12 protein-coding genes are annotated in these 19,790 nt (G+C 61.8%); 4 read left to right on the top strand and 8 right to left on the bottom strand.

The window, feature by feature from the left end; translation table 11 throughout:
• Positions 1-26 precede the first annotated feature (26 nt).
• From IE187_RS18290 to IE187_RS18280, 3 genes are read right to left on the bottom strand one after another with little or no spacing between them, the layout of a single operon-like run.
• Positions 27-1,001 (bottom strand): ORC-CDC6 family AAA ATPase, encoded by a 975-nt coding sequence (locus IE187_RS18290; protein ID WP_189677450.1) that lies wholly within the window; start codon positions 999-1,001, stop codon positions 27-29.
• Positions 1,002-1,007: 6 nt separating this feature from the next.
• Positions 1,008-2,006 carry a phosphoribosyltransferase-like protein gene (locus IE187_RS18285; protein WP_189677449.1) on the bottom strand — a complete coding sequence of 333 codons (999 nt, stop codon included), beginning with the start codon at positions 2,004-2,006 and terminating at the stop codon, positions 1,008-1,010.
• 6 nt (positions 2,007-2,012) lie between these two features.
• Positions 2,013-3,407, bottom strand: a complete 1,395-nt coding sequence (locus tag IE187_RS18280) for a hypothetical protein (RefSeq protein WP_189677448.1) — start codon at positions 3,405-3,407, stop codon at positions 2,013-2,015.
• Positions 3,408-3,782: 375 nt separating this feature from the next.
• Here IE187_RS18280 and IE187_RS18275 point away from each other — a divergent pair, with 375 nt between their 5' ends.
• Positions 3,783-5,585: a hypothetical protein gene (locus IE187_RS18275; RefSeq protein ID WP_189677447.1), complete on the top strand. Its 1,803-nt coding sequence runs from the start codon at positions 3,783-3,785 to the stop codon at positions 5,583-5,585.
• A 692-nt stretch (positions 5,586-6,277) separates the two neighbouring features.
• Here IE187_RS18275 and IE187_RS18270 read toward each other — a convergent pair.
• Entirely contained in the window at positions 6,278-7,231 is a 954-nt protein-coding gene (locus IE187_RS18270; RefSeq protein WP_189677446.1) for a hypothetical protein, read from the bottom strand.
• A 238-nt stretch (positions 7,232-7,469) separates the two neighbouring features.
• On the opposite strand from IE187_RS18270, the gene IE187_RS18265 reads away from it, so the two are divergent.
• The 3 genes from IE187_RS18265 to IE187_RS18255 all read left to right on the top strand — a co-directional run bounded on the left by IE187_RS18265 (position 7,470) and on the right by IE187_RS18255 (position 12,958).
• Entirely contained in the window at positions 7,470-8,504 is a 1,035-nt protein-coding gene (locus tag IE187_RS18265) for an IS110 family RNA-guided transposase (RefSeq protein ID WP_189677445.1), read from the top strand.
• 579 nt (positions 8,505-9,083) lie between these two features.
• Complete coding sequence (locus tag IE187_RS18260) at positions 9,084-9,953, top strand: hypothetical protein (protein WP_189677444.1); 870 nt, start codon at positions 9,084-9,086, stop codon at positions 9,951-9,953.
• 47 nt (positions 9,954-10,000) lie between these two features.
• The gene (locus tag IE187_RS18255; RefSeq protein WP_229839496.1) at positions 10,001-12,958 is read left to right on the top strand and encodes a TrlF family AAA-like ATPase; all 2,958 of its coding nucleotides are present in this window, start codon (positions 10,001-10,003) and stop codon (positions 12,956-12,958) included.
• A gap of 368 nt (positions 12,959-13,326) precedes the next feature.
• Here the strand turns inward: IE187_RS18255 and IE187_RS18250 are convergent, their stop codons facing one another.
• The 4 genes from IE187_RS18250 to IE187_RS18235 form a co-directional block, all read right to left on the bottom strand.
• The gene (locus IE187_RS18250; protein ID WP_189677442.1) at positions 13,327-14,394 is read right to left on the bottom strand and encodes a protein NO VEIN domain-containing protein; all 1,068 of its coding nucleotides are present in this window, start codon (positions 14,392-14,394) and stop codon (positions 13,327-13,329) included.
• Between the two features lie 477 nt (positions 14,395-14,871).
• Entirely contained in the window at positions 14,872-17,352 is a 2,481-nt protein-coding gene (locus IE187_RS18245; RefSeq protein WP_189677441.1) for a PAS domain S-box protein, read from the bottom strand.
• 397 nt (positions 17,353-17,749) lie between these two features.
• Entirely contained in the window at positions 17,750-18,895 is a 1,146-nt protein-coding gene (locus tag IE187_RS18240; RefSeq protein ID WP_229839495.1) for an AI-2E family transporter, read from the bottom strand.
• 67 nt (positions 18,896-18,962) lie between these two features.
• Positions 18,963-19,580 carry a ParB-like protein gene (locus IE187_RS18235; RefSeq protein WP_189677440.1) on the bottom strand — a complete coding sequence of 206 codons (618 nt, stop codon included), beginning with the start codon at positions 19,578-19,580 and terminating at the stop codon, positions 18,963-18,965.
• Positions 19,581-19,790 lie beyond the last annotated feature (210 nt).

Here is a 19,790-nt window from a genome sequence, read left to right as displayed (position 1 = left end):
CGAGGCATGGATGGTCGTCTCATCCATCAGGCGAATGACGCGCCGTATTGCCAAGCTCGAATTATGAGTCGGGCTCTTAGATTGCGGACGAAAACGTTGTATTGATCGTGCTGTTCACGAAGAATCTCGTCGAGGACGACTCGCTCATATTCGGCTCCGCTTCGAATTGGCTCACCGGAGCCCGTCGTCTCCAAGGTCTTCATGGCATAGAGCCGGCCGCCAACACGGATGGTGGCACTGCCGCGCCGATAGCGAATTAGAGAGTTCAGGAACCTCTGCTGATCGGCGGTGAGATTTTCGACCTCATCGATGAGATAGACGAAGAGGACATCGCTCAAGGCTGGAGCATGGCGCGCGACCAGCTCAGGGATCCCGAATGCGAGACGTCCGGCCGAGAAAGTGATGTCGAAAAGCGGCCGTTCGCCGCGTAACCGGCTGTTATTGACGACACTGTCGATGTTTTTGCGGGTCCGCGTGAGGTGATCGTGCAGCGCGTCGAGATCGAACGGGGTGGTCGCCGGCGCGATGTCAAATAACTCGAGGACCGCCGCGACGAACGGTTTCTCATCGAATACCAACGATGCGGATCGCGCGCAGTCGCGGATCGTGGTCAGCAGCGCGGTCGCGAGCCACAGCTCGAAATAATGATTGAAGACGATGCTCCAATATTCCTCGACGGGCTCCTCACGGGCGAACTTGTCAGTGTTGAGTGCGTCAAGCGGTACGTAGATGCCGAGATAGCCATCCACTATTGCAGCCTGCGCGACATCGCCGGAATGGCGGGCGGCTTGAACCGGCGCCGAGCAATAGCGCATTAGGTGCGTCTTGCCGCTCCCTTTGCCCCCGAGGAGAAACATTGGCATCCGCGATTTCGGATTGAGAATGTCAACGAGGCCACCCGCCGTGTTAGCGAGATCAACCCACTGATCGGCTATCTCCTGATCGGTGAAATCAGAGGCCTTATTCAGGTCGAAGGGATTTTCTTGCGATGAGCTGGCCATGGGGACCTACAATTTTGCATAGCGCTTGAACGCAGGCGTCCAAGGTAGGGTGGAGCTGCCTTCCGCCCAGATGATCGGCAGCGTGTTGTCGGGCGTGTTATGCTGAAAGCCGAGTAGAAGCTGATTGTTGCCCCAGCCGCCGGGGCAGCTGGGCCAGAGCAACCCGCCATAGCTCATTGCGACCTTCTCAAGCGTTGCCGCATCTATATGCGGCGGCGCATCGAGCAGGATGCGTGCGCCGGCGGACAGGCAGCTGTAGCTGTCGTCCAGCTCGAACACGGCCGCGCTGCCAGCGCCGAATTTAGTTGTGCGGACCTTCTCGATGCCTTTGCTCGTCGCAAACATCGCGAGATAATGAAGCTTCGCGTCGGGTTTGAGCGCTAGGAGCTCGGTAACAATCCCTTCCGAATATTCCGCGGCGGTGTCGCCGGAGCCGCAGACATCATCGACGAAAATGTAGCGTTCGACCTCGGGATGCGCGAGCGCGCGCTCGATCGTGCCATCCTTGCTCAGGGTCGACGTGAAAACGGCGGCCGAGTCGAGAAACAGCCGCTTCGACAGCTGGTTCTCCTGTCGGAAATAATAGAGTAGGTGGACGCCGCTCTCCGATGGGTTGCCGACACCCAAAAACCGCGTCTTCGCCAAGGCCTCATCCACCGCAGCTTCGACGATCGCCGGATTTCGAGACCCTCCGAGCGAAGCCCGGACTTCCTGGACCAAAGGAATCAGGAAAAGGTCGCGATAAACCGACTGCAGAAGAACACGCGTTTCAGCGCTGCCGATGAACAGGAATTGCGAGAGTAGGAACAGCGCGTGAAGCTTCTCAATTTCAGGCTCGAAGCCGGCGCGGCCGTCAAAATTCGCTAGCCATGCCTCAACCTGAGGCCATTGGCTGCGATTTTCCCAAACCCGCTCGTTCAGCACCGTGATCCGGACGCGCAGCATGTCCCAAGTCTGTTCAAGCGTGACCTCATCGGTAGCGAACAGATTGTCGAGGTCGGTCATTTCCGATCAGGCTGCCTTACGGAGCACGATAACTGATTCCGAAGCGATAATCCCGGCGGTTTCGTTACGGCGGGTCATCAGGCCGCGCGAGGGGATCGGATCGACAAGAGAGAGGATAGTTGTCATTCCCATCCCCTCCAGCATAAGCCGAAGATACTCGGAGGACGCGAAGCGGCGGCCGCAGACGGTATTGTCGCCGATCACCAGCACGAAGCAGCCACCAGGTCGAAGCACGCGCACGGCTTCGGTCAGTGCCGCGCGCATCTCAATTAGATAAGTGCCGACGATCTTTGCGCGCGAGGCGTTCTCCTTTGAAATCTCTTCAATGAGAGCGTCGGCCTGGTCGATGCCAGTCGAGCCGACATTGGCCCAACTCGCCTTTGCGTGATGTTCGCGACCGATGGTCTGATCTTCGAGCCGGCGGAGCCCGTTTGAGGGCGCGAGATCGAGCCAGCCCAAACTGAGGCTCGCGGCGCGGACATATTTCTGCGCGCTGGCGTAAGGCGGAGACGAAAGGATCATTCCCACTGAATTGTCCGGCAAGCGCTCACCAGCACCCGTCGTCAGCTGCCGTGCGTCGATCCCGGCGGGGACGGCGCTTCCCAAGGAAACAACCTGTCTGAGCGCGCCGATCCTTGCGATGTTCGCTTTGAGCTGAGCTTCAAATAGATCGATGGCCGAGAGCTCGTTACGCGTCTCGCCTTCCCGATAGCGCACTGGCACCGAGAAGCGCGGATCGGAATTGCTCGCCTTGCGGGCCACGGCGGAGAAGGTCACGCGCATGAAATCGCGCATAGCCTGGTCGTCCAACGCACCGATCGCCGCGCGGAGCCGGACGAGATCCGACGTGATGCTTGGATCGAACCATTTCTGCAGGTTGACGACGTCAGGGAGCTTGCGTGCGCGCGACCGGCAAAAGCCTTCGCGAACCTCTGCGCCCGCAGCGGCAAGCGACGCAGGATCGATCGATCGCGTCTTTACGGCGGTGATGAGACGGCCTAGCGGGTTGGCGTCAGCGTAGAGCGCGGTCCTGCCGGACAAGATGGTTTCAAGCGCCACGGTTCCCGAGCCGCCGAACGGGTCGAGTACGACCTCGTCCGCCCCGACCAGCGAGCGATTGGCGAGGAAGAAATGCGCAATGTGCGGCAGCAATTTCGCCGGATACGAATGCAGATAATGTGAAGCGCGCTCGCCTACCTTCAGCCAAGAAACCACTTGTCGGAAGGAGATCGCGGCGGGTTGCTGGTCGCGTTCGAAACGATCCAGCAATCCCGCAAGTGCCACGCTCGTATCGACAGGATAGGGCTTGAAGCTGTCGCCGGCTGACCGGTAGTTTGACCGACCGCCTTTTGTCTGCTCGATCGGGAAAGTCTCAGCGAGCGCATCGATCGCCGTCTGCAAAGTGACTTCCCCTTGTTCGTGCTCCATCTACGACGATCGCGCGCGGATCGCATCCGAGGCTTCTACTTGCCTCGGAACGGCCGCTCCGTCCACCCTCTGATGCGTTTAAATCGATAAGACCGGCATGCGGGGTCAGCTTTTCTGTCGCTGGTCCTGATAATCTGCCCGTCGGCTAACGGCCAGTTCACGCCAAATTGGAAGGCTGAATAACCGTCCGGTTGGGAGAGGCGCTTCGGTAACACACAATGCCCGAAAATGGGGCGTCGCTGCCGCGGCAGGTGTCGACCAACTTGAGCCGTTTGCGGAACTAGGCCAGAACGTGCTCTCGCCCAGGCCTGCACTTCGTTCACCCTACCGCGATGTAAGGATTATTCGTTGTCCACAGCTGTTGTCCGCGCCGAGATCGAGCGCTTCATTCAGTCGTCTGCGCCGGAAGTGCTCTGCATCTCCGGGCAGTGGGGCGTAGGCAAGACCTATTCTTGGCAGACCTTCCTCAAGGAGGCGGAGAGAGTTGGGCGAGTGGGGCTGAGCCGTTATGCCTACGTGTCGCTCTTCGGGCTGACATCTCTTGGCGAGCTGCGCAACGCGATCGTGGAGAACACGGTGAACAAAGGGTCGTCGTCCGTCCCCGATGCGTCAAGCCTCCACGAAATCATTCGTAAGGGCGAGACCTTCGCTCGGAAGAGCCGTCCGGCACTGGAGATCGCGGCGGGGTTTTTCCGCATGAAGGATGCGGGCGACGCACTTTACCGCGAGGCGTTTCTCACCGTGCGCAACCAGCTGATCTGCTTCGACGACCTCGAACGGGCCGGGAAGGCGCTGGAAATGCGCGATATCCTTGGCCTTACGTCGATGCTCCGCGAGCAGCGCCATTGCAAGGTGGTGCTCCTCCTAAACAAAGAGCAGACGAAGCCGGAGGAGGCAAAGGAACTCCAGCGTCAGCTCGAGAAGGTTGTAGATACGTTCCTATTATTTGAGCCGACCAGCGCGGAGGCCGCGGCAATCGCGATAGTTGGCACGGACCCTGTCGCGGAGAAGCTGCGCGACCGTCTCGTCGCGCTCGGCGTGACCAATATGCGGGTCATGAAGAAAATTGAGCGATGGGCGCGCCTCATCGAGACGGAGGTGGTCGGTGTTGAAACGGAAGTCGTCGAGCAGGCGGTCGTGACCGTTGTCCTGGCCGGATGGTGTTTCCTGCAACCGGACCTCGCACCCGGCCTCGACTTTGTACGTGAGTTCAACTCCACGACCGGCCTATTCCGACGAGAGGACGAGCCGGAGGAAAGGAAAAAGTGGCGTGAGATCCTTTCGAAGTATGGATATCGAACGACCGACGAACTGGATGCAGCAATCATCGATGGCGTTGCGATCGGCTACTTCCGCGGTGACGATTTAAGGGCGGCGGCGCAGGCTCTGGGCGAGCGCCTGAAGCGGAATAGGCGGAAGGACAGCTTCTCGCTGGCGTGGGAGCTCTTCCACAGCAGCCTGACAACAGACGACGACGTCATTTTGGATGCGATGGTCGCCGGAGCGATGGAGAACCTCGGCGAGATATCGCCGGTTAATATGAACTCGGGCGTCCGATTCCTGAGGCGCTACGGACGCGAAGCCCAGGCTTCTGAACTCGTCGTGAAGTACATCGACGCAAACCGTAGCAAGCCCGACTTCTTCTCGAAATGGAACCGGTTCTTCCACGACGATCCGGTTGATGAGGAACTGCTGGCCGCGATGGAGGCCGAGCGTACCGCCATAGTGGATGCGCGTGATCCGGCAGAGATGCTCAAGCAGATGGCCCGGACGAGCGGATACAACCCGGATGAGGACTCAGCGCGACTCTCGCGCCTAACTGCGGACGAACTCGTCCAGCTTTTCGATGGCAATGCAGCCGACGACGTGAAGGGCATGATGGAATGGGCCGATCGGCTCGCGAGCCATCCGGGTGCACTCGGGATGCGTGCGTCGCTCGACGAGGCACTCGCGCGAATCGCCGCTAGGTCGCCCATGCGTGCCGACCGTCTCCGCAGCTGGGGTGTTCTTCCGGCAAACGAGAAGCCCGACGGGCCGGATGCCGATCCAGCGGCTTCAGAGGACGCCGCTGCAGATGCCGCCGCCGTCACGGCGGCGGCCAATAACGATGTTCCCACGGAGAACGACGGCGGGGAGGAGAAGCCGAAGTAGGCTGTGAGCTGCAGCGATGTGGGCGGCACCGCTCCTTTTCCTGCCGGGGGAGAGTAGTGGGCGGTTTCAGTCACCAGATCGAACAGGTTGAGCTCGCCGCTCCAAGCCGAGCAAAGGTTTCGCCCAGTCTAGTAGATTACATCACCGTCGCGCGGGGACATTCCCGCGCGGAACATGGTGTCCGCCGTCAGGCGATCAAAGTCGTGCCGGTCCGGTCTCATGCACTTCGCTACCTTTGTGCCCATAGCCGTCGTCCGAAATGTTGCGCGCGGGGATGCCGATAGCAGCGCTGCGTGCTTCGTCTCCTGCATGACGATCGCGAACTGGGTATACGACGAGTAGCCTGTTCGCGCACGCACGATGCGCGGAGCCTTTTGGGGGCGAGACCATTAAGAAGCGAGGTGACCGCACGGGGCGGGACCAGTTCCGACCAGCTCAGCCTTTCAGCGTCGTTGATATGAGCGTCGACCTTTGCTGAAACCTACCATTCGGGTCGCGCAAACCCGCTGGCCAGCCCTTCCGCCTTAATGGCGGTCGTCCTCGTCGGTAAAGTGCCGCAGCATCGGCCGCGGATGAAATGTTGACGCTTGGGTCGGTTGCCGGGCCGGATCACGCCCGCTCGTGCGAATTGAAAGGTCGGACGTGGATACGCGCCTCAGGCGATCGTCATAGCGGCGGTGACTGGCGATCGCTCAATAGCGGTCACGCGCCGCAGTCGGCAGGTCGATGCCGTCGCGCGGTCCCGAGCGCAGCTTGATCGTCACGCTGTGCGCGGGCAGCACGGTCATCGTAGCGGGATCGAAATCCGGATCACGCGCCTTCTTGCCGAGTTCGTCGATTAGCGCCTGCGCCGCTCGTCGATCGCCTGCGGCGATACTGGCGACGCGCTCCATGCCGGAGGACCCCCAGTCATCTGAGTTTAGCGCGCCATCCAACCCGAAGGTGGATCGTACATTCGAAAAATGCTCGAGAATGAACCAGGTGAAGGGACGGGCCGTACGAAAGGCGGCCTCATGAATGTCGAAGGCGGTATCGCCAGCGTCGAGTCCGGTGGTCCAAAGTCCCGCTTCAATCCCGCCGGTGTGCGCGAGCGCATCCCGCAGCGCCAGACCCAGCGCATAGTCGAAGATGTTGCCGGACAGGTTGCGAGTGTGGAGAGCCCGGATCGCAGCAGCCGAGGTCGGATCATATCCTTGCGTTGGCGGCATGTAGAGCCAGTAGCGCAGTGCCCCGCTGCCGAGAATGGCCTCAATGTCATGCATCCGCCGCCGCTGCGCGGCCGAGATGCTCGTGAAGGCGGACGCGAGCCCATAACCGCCGGCGGCTTCGGGGAAAAGACGCTTGGCCTGCATCAAATAGGCCGCCTTCCAGTTGAATTCGGGAAGGACGGTGTTCTGGTATTCGAGGATTAGTCCGAAATCGGACTGCGAGACATAGGCCTCAAGGCGCGGGCCATGTTGGTGGGTCTCGATCGAGATTTGGACATCGACCATGTCTCCGGGACGCGCCAGAGCGGTCTGCAAGGCTTCAGCATCGAACGAAAGCGAGCCCTCCCGCCGCTGAGTGCCCGCGTCCATGAGCGCGCAGAATTCCTGGGTAAGCGTCGTTTCGCTCGGCGCGACCGGGCGCAGCAGCCGCCGAGACACGGCAAGGTCCACGCCGTCGAAATAGCGGACGAATAGCGGCAGTTGATAGGGCGTGAGAATAAGGCGAGCCTTAGCAGTAGATCGTGGAGATGGATCCGGGCGTAGCTCTGTCGCTCTGCGATGCCTCTCAGGCAAGCGCCGAATGTCTGCTCTGAGCAAAAGCTGATGGGGTGGACGCCCCCCGACGGCATCTATGTGCCAGAGTGGAGGTGTTGATTCACCACTGAGGGAGGCGTCCGTGTCGCAGGTTATCACAATCGGTCTGGATATCGCCAAGAACGTTTTTCATGCGCACGGCGCCGACGAGCGCGGTGCGATGGTGTTCAGTCGGAAGCTGACGAGGGGCAAGCTGCTCGACTTCTTCGCCGGTCAGCCGGGGTGCGTGGTTGCGCTCGAAGCGTGCGGCGGCGCGCATCACTGGGCGCGCGAGCTGCAGGCGATGGGACATGAGGTTCGGCTGATCCCGCCAGCGTACGTGAAGCCGTTTGTGAAACGGCACAAGAACGACGCGATCGACGCGGAGGCGATCTGCGAGGCGGCGCAGCGCCCCGGCATGCGCTTCGCCGCGGTGAAGAGCGAGGAGCAGCAAGCGGCAGGGCTCGTGTTCCGGACCCGCGATCTGGTGGTGCGTCAGCGCACCCAGCTGATCAACGCGATCCGGGGCCACCTGGCGGAATATGGTTGGGTGGCACCGCGCGGGACGGCGCACATGACGATGCTGGCTGATCTTCTGGAAGATGAGGAGATGACCTCGACCCTGCCGGAGGCGGCGCGACCGATGTTCACGCTTATGGTCGATCTCCTGGGCGAGCTCGGCAAGCAGGTCGCGGTGCTCGACCGCGAGATCGCGCGGCGGGCGAAGGCGGATGATGCGGCCCGGCGGCTGATGACCATCCCGGGTATCGGACCCATCGCAGCGACGGCGATTATCGCGCTCGCTCCGTCGATCGAGACGTTCCACAAAGGCCGCGACTTCGCGGCATGGCTTGGCCTTACGCCGCGTCAGCACTCAACCGGCGGAAAGCAACGGCTCGGCAGCATATCGAAGATGGGCGAGCGAACGATCAGACGACTGCTGATCATCGGCGGCAGCTCGATGGTGCGCCAGGCCTGTCGCCACGGTGCACCAGCGGGTTCTTGGCTGGAGCGGATGCTGGCGCGCAAGCCGCGCATGCTCGTCTCGGTTGCGCTCGCCAACAAGATGGCGCGCATGGTCTGGGCGTTGCTCACCAAAAAGGAAGATTACAGGGCTCCGGCAGCGGCCGCGGCGTAAGCCGGGACGGCGGTCAGAGGCGTCGGGGACGTAGGCGGTCGAAGGAGGGTATGGCACAACAGTCGGCGAGACGGGGCTGGAAGAACCAGGGAATGGCGGAGCGCTACCCAAGCGCGCAAAGCTGAAATGGATCCGGTCCGCGAACTCCCATACTGGCCCGCAGCTATGGCGCTGCTCATCGAGGCCGGACAGATGACAGCATCCGACTACGTGCCAACATACCCCGATTTAACGCTTGCATCCGAAGGGGCGTCCACAGATGACATTCGATCCGACGCTTTTTAACGGAAGGAATGTGCCCACTTTCGGCCGTCAACACTTTGCCGACTGCCGCTTTGCCAAGATGAACAAGTGTCCGAAGCTGGGAAGCGCCAAACGGTCACCGAAAGGGAGCTGCCGTTCATTCAGCGGGATTGCGACGGCGGCTGTCCGCTCCAAGGGTGGGCAGCCGCGCGAAATAACCGTACCGATAGACTGGGGAGGCCGTCGTGAAGCAACGCGCTCGTCTCCTGTGCCTCCTTTGCATAGCCACGGTCTGAAGCGACCTTGACCTATCAGATTTTCGGGTGACGATCGTGCATGGATAAGCAAGATCAGGAAGCCGAAGCAAAAGAGGTGGTGCCCGCGGAAGAGCTCGATCGCGCCAGGGGCCGCGAGGGCGCCGAACACCCGCTATGTGACGTGGAAACGGAGCCGGTCGCAGGGTCTAGTGTGGACGATGCGGAGGACGAAGAAGAGGACGGCTATTACGTCATTCCCGAAGAGTCGACGCAGTACCTGCCGGACGAATGGCGGACGGCCCTTGAAGCGCGTGCAGAGGAGGGGCGACGGGTTCTCGCCCTGGCCGCTAAGGAGCTGAAGCAGCTCTCTCGGCTATCGCTCTCCTACTATCATGTCGTCGTGCTTCGGCACGTCCGCGATCGCTTGGCCGAGTGCCGTTTCAAGGCGGACATGGAGGCGCTTCTCGAACTCGATATGCTGACGACGGCGTTTCTCGCCACCTATGTCCGCCTCTACACCGGTGGCGGTGGCAGCGGTTTTGCGCGCGACGCGCTGCCCACGCCGCTGCGCGCAGCGCATGACGAGATCATCGACCTGCGCAACAAACGCTACGCGCACGTCGACGAGCATCACTCTGTCAACGACGAGATGGAGATCGCCGAGGAGGATGGTCGCTACGTCGTGACGCTGGGTACGCGGCTTGGAGTCTACATCGGCGGGTCGAACGACTGGCCGAAGCTCGTCGACGCACTCGATGATATCTTCGCCGACCGCGGCGCGAAGATCATCGCCAGGCTTGAGGCCCGAACCGGTCGCGAATGGATGATCGCGCAGGGCTCGGCGCCGGACGGGCACGACGACGGTGGCGGGGGACTAAACCGCTCGACCGCCACCAGTGGAAGCGATCAAGACGACGGCGAGCGGGCTGGGGCGATGCCGAGCGCTTGAATTTTCGATCGATCCCGCAACAATGCGACACAAAGGGGATGATGGCTGTGGACGATCAGGCGGGCGTTGGATCGGTGTGGCGGCGGTGGGAGCCTCACGTACATGCTCCGGGTACGCAGCTCAACGATCTGTTCGCTGGCGCTGCCGCGTGGGAAGAGTATGTTGCGAAATTAGAGGGCATCACGCCGGCGCTCGAGGTAATCGGGGTCACCGACTACTACAATACCGACACCTATGCCCGACTGCGCAAGGCGAAGGACGAGGAGGCGCGGCTCCCGAACTGCACGACGCTATTCCCGAACGTCGAAATGCGCCTTGGCCTCGGCACAGCGGCCGGCGCTTGGGTGAACGTCCACCTGCTCGTGTCCCCGGAAGACCCCAATCATTTGGCCGAGCTCAATCGCATCCTGTCAAACATCACCTTTGCGGCGCTCGAGGATCGCTTCAGCTGCACACCGACTGAGCTTACCAGGCTGGGCTTCAAGGCCGACCCCTCCATCCGTGATGAGGGCGCGGCGCGGCGCTTCGGCTCGACACAGTTCAAGGTCAGCTTCGACCAGCTGAAGGAGATCTTCAGCAGCTTCCGCTGGGCGCGCGACAATATCATCGTGGCCGTCGCGGCGGGAGCGGACGGTACCTCGGGTCTCCGCGACGGTGCCGACGCGACGCTACGGCGGGAAGTGGAGAAATTTGCGCGGGCGGTCTTCTCCGCAACGCCGGGAGACCGCGATTTCTGGTTAGGCCGCAAGCTGCCGCACGAGGAATTTCAGCGGAAATACGGTATGGCGAAGCCCTGCCTGCACGGCAGCGACGCCCACGAGCTTGATCGCGTCGGCGCGCCCTATGGCAATCGCTTCAGCTGGATCAAAGGCGCGCCGACCTTCGATGCGCTTCGGCAGGCGTGCATCACGCCGGAACGCTCGTTCGTCGGCGAAGTCCCGCCGACGGGCGCGTCGCGATCGCAGGTCATCACCGGGGTGGCGATCAGGAACGCAACTTGGGCGGCGACGCCCGATATTCCTATCAATCCGGGCCTCGTGACGATCATCGGAGCGCGGGGTTCCGGCAAGACCGCCTTGGCCGAGCTGATCGTTGCCGGGTGCGACGCCGTCCCACTGCCGCTGGAACAGCACAAGCAGTCCTTCCTGTACCGCGCCCGGGACTTCCTGGGGGATGTTGCGGTCCGGATCCGTTGGGCGGCGGGCGACGCAGACGAGCGATCGATCGCCGACGCGACGGAAGACGACATATTTCAGATCAGAAGGGCGCAATACCTCTCGCAGCAGTTTGTCGATCGGCTGTGCTCGTCCGATGGCGTTTCGGATGAATTGCTTCGCGAGGTCGAGCGCGTCGTCTTCGACTCCCACTCGGTCAGCACTCGCGACGGCGCGACCGATTTCGACGCGCTGTTGGATCTGAGGGCGGCCAGACATCGCGAAGCCCGTATTCGGGACGAGACCGCTCTGATCAATCTGTCGGATCGGATCGGGGAGGAGATCGAGAAGACCAAGAGCATCGCCACGTTGCAAAAGCTGATCGCGGAACGCGAGCAGTCAGTGGCCCGAGCCTCGCAGGAGCGCGCGACACTGGTGAAGAAAGGAGACGCGCAGACAGCCGCGCGGCTGAACGACGTAAGTGCCGCCGCTGAGACGGTCCGGGGCTATGTCCGGCATTTCAGCGTGCAGGAGCAGCAGCTTCTGACGCTGCAGGACGAGGTTGCCGACTTTCGGCGAAACCAGTCGCCCGAAACGTTGCGCCGGCTGCGGGCGAAATTCGGTTCGAGCGGCCTGAAGGATGCCGATTGGGATCCGTTCGGCACCGACTTCATCGGCCGGGTCGGGGAGGTGTTGGTCGATCGACTGCAGAAGGCCCGGGCAAGCGTCGCTTCATGGAAAGGCGTTCCGGTCGATCCAACGATCCCGGCCGTCCCACTGGGGCCAGATTGTGAACTCGCGCGCCAGCCGCTCGCCACGCTGGAGTCTGAGATCGTCCGCTTGAGCCAGATCATCAATGTCGATCGCGCGACCCAGGAAAAGTTCGCGCAGCTGACCAACCGCATGACCGGCGAGGGTGATCTCGCCAAGGGATTGAAGGAGCGCCTGACGGATGCGATTGGAGCGGCCCAGCGCCGGGAAGTCCTCACTGCGGACCGCGCGACGGCCTATCGCAATGTTTTCGAGGCCGTGATCGCGGAGGAGCGGGTCCTCAATGACCTCTACGCGCCCATCAAGGCGAGGCTCGACGCGGCGCCGGGGACGCTTGGCAAGCTGTCCTTCACGGTGCGGCGGGTCGCAAATGTGGAGCAATGGGCACGGGCAGGGGAGGCGTTCGTCGACCTGCGCAAAGCCGGGCCGTTCAAAGGCCGGGGTACGCTGTTCGAACTGGCCGACGCGCACCTTCGAAGCGCTTGGCTGAGCGGTACGGCGGAAGAGGTCTCCGATGCCATGCGGGCCTTCCGCACCGCCCACGACCAAGTCCTATTGGCGAGCTCGCGCGTGAGTGAGACCGACCCCGCCGCGCACCGTGCATGGCTTCGGGCGTTCGCCAAGTGGCTCTACGGTACCGACCATATCAGCGTGCAATATTCGGTCAGATACGATGGCACAGATATTCGCAATCTGTCGCCGGGCACACGAGGGATCGTCTTGCTCTTGCTGTACTTGGCGCTGGACCAGTCCGATGATCGCCCGCTGATCATCGATCAGCCGGAGGAAAACCTCGACCCCAAGTCGATCTTCGACGAGCTGGTGCCGCTGTTCGCTCAGGCGAAATTCCGGCGGCAGGTCATCATGGTCACTCACAACGCCAATCTCGTCATCAACACCGACGCGGACCAGATCATCGTTGCTCAGGCGGGCACGCATGTACCGGGCGAGATGCCGCCGATTTCTTACCGGTCGGGCGGCTTGGACGAGGAGGATATTCGCAAACGGGTCTGTGCCATCCTTGAGGGTGGCGAGGATGCGTTCAAGGAGCGGGCACGTCGCCTGCGCGTCGCGCTCTGAGACCTCAGAAAACGCTGCGTTGTTCCGGTCACGGCACGCGTTTCTGCTAAAGCGAGCGATTGGCTGGCGCATGGCTCGTACGATCGACAGATGCGAAGCCGTCGATTGAAAGCGATCAGGAATCAGCAGCAGTCAGTCGGGTCTCTTGGACGGCTCCTCACCAGACCGGCCGAGGTTCAGGGCAAGCGGAATGCGCTTCTCGTCCAAACCATTCGTGAGGTTAGCGGATGTCCGGAGTTGGGGAGAGGCAAGCCGGTTCTGAGCGTCCGAGTTTGGGTCGTCGCTGAAGCGGCGAGAGTCGACCAGGCCGGGCGTTCACATCCGCCCGACAAACGTTCGGCTACGTCGGAAGCGGTCGAGCGCATCATCTACGCCGAACGACGGCGAATACCTCCGTCCGCGTTATGCGCATCGTTGCGCTGTCCCAAACCTGAGTCCAAGCACGACACCCGCGCCGCCATCCGCTCCTCAATTTTCAGACTTCTGCCATCCATCGTCCGCCAGCCGAGCTTTTTCTCATGTTGGAATATAGATGCGAGAGGCGCTTCGCTAAGACAGCCAGTCACCACGTATAGAACGTAGTTTTGACGAAAATTTCGGTCGTTCATCTTCGACCATTCGTTTGGCGTAAGTTCGGCTCTCACCTCGTTCCCGCTGCAGCCTTTGACTTCGATGTACAGAACCTTATCGTCACGTTTGCATTCAAGGTCCCAACCCCGCGCAAGAGCTTCGACCGATTCCACCTCCCAGGCACCGCCTTCTTCCGACTCGTAATAGGTAGTCGCGTGTTTGACGGCGGTTTCTTCGACCTGCCGCCGAACTTCAGGATTCATGTTGCGCGGGCTGCCGCGCCCACCTCTGCGCTTCGCGACGCTGACGTTGACGTCCACGCTGTCAATGTATGCCGCGACCTTGGTGCGGTACAGATCCAGCGCGTCGTAGTAGGTGGGTGACTGACCAAAACCGCCTTCCACTCGATGCGCCGATAGGATTTGGAAGTTCCGTGCGGTGATGGGAAGCAGCCTGCAATCCTCGACGGCGGCATCGACCATGTATTCAGGCCATTCGCGCGCGGGAGCGGCCGCGGGGATCGCCTGCACAGTGCGGTGCACGGTGGTGTTGCGATACCATCCGACAATCACGGTATCTTTGCTATTCGGGCGGCGCGCCATCCACACTACCGTGACGCCACTTATACTGTCGTCGTTAGGACCGGCTCCGAGCCGACGGATATTCACGCCCTTTTCGCCGGTCGGACGATAGCCGTGAAACCGTCCTTCGAATGGCACAAAGTTATAGGCCTCGGCGCCGTGAGTGCTGGTCTTCAAATGACCGTGCCCGCCAAGCGTTCGGTCGTCCGATGCTGCGCCATGATAGTGCGTCATCCAACCAATGTTGAAGAACACCATAGGCGCGACGTAGGCAGTTCTCGCCATTCCTCCCCCTCCATTCGTCGTCGATCACGCTCCAGCCTTTCCGGCGGAAGCTGTCCGGATAACGCGAGGTGAGTGACAGGTCCAAGTTAACAATGCCAATGTTTCTCGAAGTCCGTTTCAACGACCCAGCAGACTTTCAAACTGGGCTAGCGGATGACGGCTTCGTCCCAAGCCAGATCATTCCGGCCGCTCGACCGGACACGAAGCCTGCCGGCACCCCAGATTAACGAGTGACCGCTTTCGAGAAGCTCGGAAGCGCGTCTGAGCGGCGACTTATGGGTCTGAATGTCGGCATCCTGACAGCCGTTAGAGTCCTCACGCGCTATTTGTTCATGTTCCAGGTTGGACTGATTTTTATACCTTGACCTTGAGCGTTGCTGGGCGATCGGTCAGGCTCAGCAGCGGTACGAGCGGGAATCAGCCGATACCACGTCGCAGCTTTGGAGGTGCCTAGCGAAAGGCGGGCCTCCATAACTGCTAGACAGGTGCCCGGAGGTCAGTTCGCAGCATTTCTGCCACCTTTTCGGTAAGCGCATGCATCGTGAACGGTTTGATTAAAAGCTCCATTCCAGGCTCGAGGTGCCCATTGCCCACCGCGGCGTTATCGGCATAGCCAGTTATGAATAGGACCTTCAGGCCCGGTCGAAGAACGCGCGCTGCGTCGGCGACCTGACGCCCATTCAGACCGTTGGGCAGACCGACATCGGTGATGAGCAGCTCGATCCGCGCTCCCGACTGGAGCACCTTCAGCCCCGCAGCCCCGTCAGCGGCGCCTATGACCGTGTAGCCCTGCTCGTCCAGGACTTCGTCGATCAGGTGCCGGATCGTCGCTTCGTCGTCGACGACGAGCACCGTCTGTCCTGCCGCCGCGGGGGGCGAGCTGACCTCGGTCACCTCATCCTCGGCCTGCGCGTCACCCACGTATCGAGGGAGATAGATGCAAACCGTCGTGCCTTTTCCCAGCTCAGATTCAATCCGGACCTGCCCATTCGACTGACGAGCGAAGCCATAGATCATCGAAAGCCCCAGACCGGTTCCCTCACCGATCGGCTTCGTGGTGAAGAAGGGCTCGAACGCCCGTTGGATCGTTGCTGCCGACATGCCGGCACCGGTATCGGTTACGCAGATCGACAGATACTCTCCAGCCGAGAGGTCCAATAAGCGCGCCGCCTGCGCGTCCAGGAGTTCGTTGGCCGTCTGGACCGTGAGGCGTCCGGCGACAGCCATGGAGTCGCGCGCGTTTAGACACAGGTTGAGCACCGCGCTCTCGAGCTGCGTCGCGTCGATCATCGCGGTCCAGAGGTTTGGAGCTGCGACTACATCGATAGCGGCGGTCGGGCCGACCGTTCGACGGAGCAAGTCTTCCATGTCTCGTATCAGCCGGTTGACGTCGGTGGGCTTCGGATCGAGCGTCTGGCGTCGCGAGAACGCGAGCAGTCGCTGGGTAAGTGACGCTGCCCTTCGGCCAGCCCCCTGTGCCGACGAAATGAACCGTTCCGCGTCATCGAACTTGCCGCGCGCAAGGCGTAGCTGGAGCAGCTCTAGATTACCCATGACGCCGGTGAGTAGATTGTTAAAGTCGTGGGCCAGACCACCGGTCAACTGCCCGACCGCCTCCATCTTCTGGGACTGCCGAAGGTGTCCTTCAGCCTCTGCAAGCGCCCGCGCATTCGCCTTCTCATGTGTGGAATCTCGTCCGACCGCGATGATTTTCCCATCACCAGGGCCGGCGCCCCAAACGATATCGCGGTAGCTACCGTTCTTGTGGCGATACCGGTTTTCGAAACGGGTGTAAGCCTCGCCTGCCGAGATCGCCGATGCCCCCGCGATTGTATGGGCGAGATCGTCAGGATGTATGAAGGAGAAGAGTGGCTGGCCTATAAGCTCGACTTCGGACCAGCCGAGAATGCGCGTCCAAGCGGGATTTACCGCCTCCAGGATGCCGTCGAAGCTGGCGATTAGCATAAGATCGGATGACAGCTGCCACAGCCGATTCCGATCGGCGGTCCGTTCGGCAACCTGCTGTTCTAGCGTTCCGTTCAGCTCTTCGAGTTCCTCTTTCGCGCGCAGACTGGCAGTGTCGTCGCGCGCGATCTTGATGAAGCCCCGGTCTTCACCGAGATCGTCCTTCGCGAGTGGATGCATCGAGCCGTTCAGGTAGACACGCGAGCCATCCTTGCGGAGATGCCAGCGCTTGTCGCTTGCGTATCCGTCGCGGGCTGCATTCGCCATCTCTCTGACGTCGACTCCATTGGCGCGGTCCTCCTCGGTGAAGATCACCGAGAGCGACCGACCGACGGCTTCGCTTGAAGACCAACCAAGTACGGCTTCGGCGCCGGCGAACCAGCTTTGGATCACCCCCTTGGGATCGGTCGTGAAGATCACGTGATCCCTCGCTCCCTCGATGACGAGACGCAGGCGCTCCTCGCTCTGTCGAAGGGCGGCGTCGGCGAGAACGCGCTCAGTCGTCTCATTGGTAAGGATGAAGAGGCCAGCCACTTCACCGTCGGAGTCCAGAACCCGCGAATAGGAGAAGGTGAACCAGGTGTCGGGAGCCCCGCGGTCGGTGCCGAGCTTCCATGGCATATCGGTGAAGCGCTGACTGCGGCCGGTGAAGGCATCTTCGATGATGGGTTTTGCCTGATCCCACGCATCGGCCCAGACCTGATCGAACCTGGCACCCATTGCCCATGAAACGCGGGGGCCGAGCAGCGGGAAGTAGGTCTCGTTGAAGAAGAACGTCAGGTCGTCGCGTCCCCAGGCAAGAATCATTGATTCGGGCGAATTCAGGACGGTGCTGAGTGTGGCCTTCAAGGCTTCCGGCCAGCCGGCCGGCGAACCGAGTGGATGGGTCGCCCATTCCCGGGCCAGGATTAGCTTGGTCGCCTCGCCCCCGCCGGCGAGGAAACGCAGGTCCAGCGGGAGCGACGATGGTTTACGAAAGATCTCTGAAATCATGGTGGACCAACATACGCTGCCTTGATCGCCAAACAACTCCGCGAATTATTCGATCCGGTGGAAGCCACTTCGGCACGCCGCCGAATTTGGGCTGCGCGCCGCCCCGCCACGGGAAGCCGCGGTTGAGTGCTCGTGCATCAAGGCGACGACGTTCGAAAGTGGCTCGGGCCGCGGGAGTAGAAGCACTGAACACCACCACTGGGGTCAGCCAGTCACTCCATAGAGCGTCCACTCTATAACGGGAGGTCCAGCATATTTGCAGCTATGCACGAACGCCGACGCAGAGCCTGCCATTCGCCGCCTGGCCAGTTTGGCCCGTACTCGAAACCTGAACGGGTTTCCGGTTTCGGGCAGCGGCCAGAGTGAGCCTGATGTCGCTTATTGGGTCAATCTGCATCTATTTTCTTAGAGATGGCTCGAGCGGGCCAGATTTTCTACCGGCCGCTTCCTGCCACACAAGCATCAATGCCGCCATAATCGCCGGACCGACGAACAGCCCAACAAGACCCCATGCCTCGACACCGCCAAGGATACCCAGCAACACCCACAGGAACGGCAGTCGCGTCGCACCGCCGATCAGCGCCGGTCGGATGAAGTGATCTGCGACGAACGTCAGGACAAATCCGAACACGACGATCGCTGCCGCCCCGGTCGCGTTGCCCGCAAGAAGCAGTATTGCCGCCGAGAGCAGGATTGCCACCGCCGCGCCGAACGGGATCATCGCAAGGAGAGCCGTGATCAAGCCGAACAAAGTGGGATGCGGAACGCCGGCAATGGCATAGGCGATACCGAGAACGACGCCTTCGCCAAGGCCGACGAATACGAGGCCGTCGACTGTCCCGCGGATCGAACGAACGACCTGCTCGCCAATGACCTCGCCCGCGTCGCCCCAGATGCGGCGGCTGACGGTCCGCAACTCCCCTACGACGTCGTCGCCGTCGCGGAGCAGGAAGAACAGCGTCAGCAGCATGAATCCTACCAGAACCAGTCGGTGCGCGACCTGTTGCGCCGCCGTCCTAGCCAGCCCAGCCAAGCTGCCATGCGCCGCTCTCGAGGCGATTTGCGACACGCCGCCAGGCTGTCCAAGCGTGCGCTGCCACGTCTGTGACAGCGCACTTCCTCCAGGCAGGCTCGCGAGCGCGGCTGGCGGCGGTACACCCGACTGGCGAGCGTGCTTGATCCACTCTGCGCCAGCATGTGCGTCCTCCGCGAGCGGCACCGATACGACTGCCACGGGAATGACGAAGATCAGCAATACGGCGGTAACCAGGCCGAGCGGAACCCATCGTCCGACGCGACCGGGGAATCGGGTGCGCAGGCGATCGCGCAGCGGCCACAGCGCGATCCCAAAGACCAGCGCCCAAACGAGTGCGGGCAGAAAATCCTTGAGAGTGTAAAGCCCGGCCCCCACCAACAGGGCGGCCGCAACGACGACGGCGCCGCGCTGTCGCCGGGCATCCGGCGCCGGACGATCGGTAACACTATCAGCACCGTCGTCGTCGTGTGTCATGGCAGACTCACTCGTGATCATGGCCGGCCGCACCGGCTTCGTCGTGGGCGAAAGCGCCCGCGCGGAGCCTCGGTCGGACGCCGGAAGCGTGCGGGACGCACTATAATCCGGCCGAATTCGCACCGCACCAGCCGGGCAGGGCGCGGGCGTCATCGTCTTTCGCCACCTTCATTGCCGCTGCGACCGCAGCCGACCAATCGCCCTCGACCGTTGCGCGTTCGATTCTGCCGCGCAAATGGTCGGCCCATAGAAATTCGGCGAACGGCTTGCTGCTTTTGGCATAGCCGCCAGCGCGGATCAGCGCGCCGGCCAGACTGCGATAGGGGTCGTCGGCGAGATCTACCAAATGCTTGGGGATGGCGCGCAGCGCGCAGCGCCGTCCGCGCGCGTCATAGGCATGGCACCAGCTGCTATTGTCGAGATAGGTCCAGAATTCGCGTTTGGGGAGATGCCGCAGATCGGCGACAACGAACACCGCCACCAGACCCGCATCCTCTTCCAGCAAGGCGCGCGCGAAGTGATGGTGATCGACGATGAACGGGCGCTGCTTCGGCCCGATCACCGCAGGCAGGACATGCCGGCGAAGCAATTTCACCCGCGCCCGCTTGTCGGCGTCGCGCCATTGCTGCCGCTTGAGCTCGACCTCGCGCAACCCGACGGTCATTTGCGTCGGACGCAAGTCTTCGATGGGAACCCCGATGGGAATGGCGTGCAACATGGGTTGGCCTCCGATTGCCGCATGTCTGTCATCGATGGCGGATCGAGCAAGTAAATCTTCTGTCATTCCGACCGCGAACGATTGCCTCGCCGGCAGGTTCGGTGCTCCGATCGGTGTTCGATCCTGGCGACCGACTGTTTGAAGAGTGCAGGCCTACGCTTGGGCCGGGGGATCGGGTCCATGGATGATCGCGGGTCAACGATCCATGCC

Origin of the sequence: Sphingomonas glacialis (assembly GCF_014653575.1) — a bacterium.
GTDB classification, from domain to species: Bacteria; Pseudomonadota; Alphaproteobacteria; order Sphingomonadales; family Sphingomonadaceae; genus Sphingomonas; species Sphingomonas glacialis.
This window is presented reverse-complemented; position numbering and strand designations above follow the sequence as displayed.

Bases quoted from the DNA above. Each gene is read 5' to 3' on its own strand.
- IE187_RS18260 (WP_189677444.1), top strand. From the start codon at position 9,084: ATGGATAAGCAAGATCAGGAAGCCGAAGCAAAAGAGGTGGTGCCCGCG.
- IE187_RS18250 (WP_189677442.1), bottom strand. From the start codon at position 14,394: ATGGCGAGAACTGCCTACGTCGCGCCTATGGTGTTCTTCAACATTGGT.
- IE187_RS18235 (WP_189677440.1), bottom strand. From the start codon at position 19,580: ATGTTGCACGCCATTCCCATCGGGGTTCCCATCGAAGACTTGCGTCCG.
- IE187_RS18290 (WP_189677450.1), bottom strand. From the start codon at position 1,001: ATGGCCAGCTCATCGCAAGAAAATCCCTTCGACCTGAATAAGGCCTCT.
- IE187_RS18245 (WP_189677441.1), bottom strand. From the start codon at position 17,352: ATGATTTCAGAGATCTTTCGTAAACCATCGTCGCTCCCGCTGGACCTG.
- IE187_RS18285 (WP_189677449.1), bottom strand. From the start codon at position 2,006: ATGACCGACCTCGACAATCTGTTCGCTACCGATGAGGTCACGCTTGAA.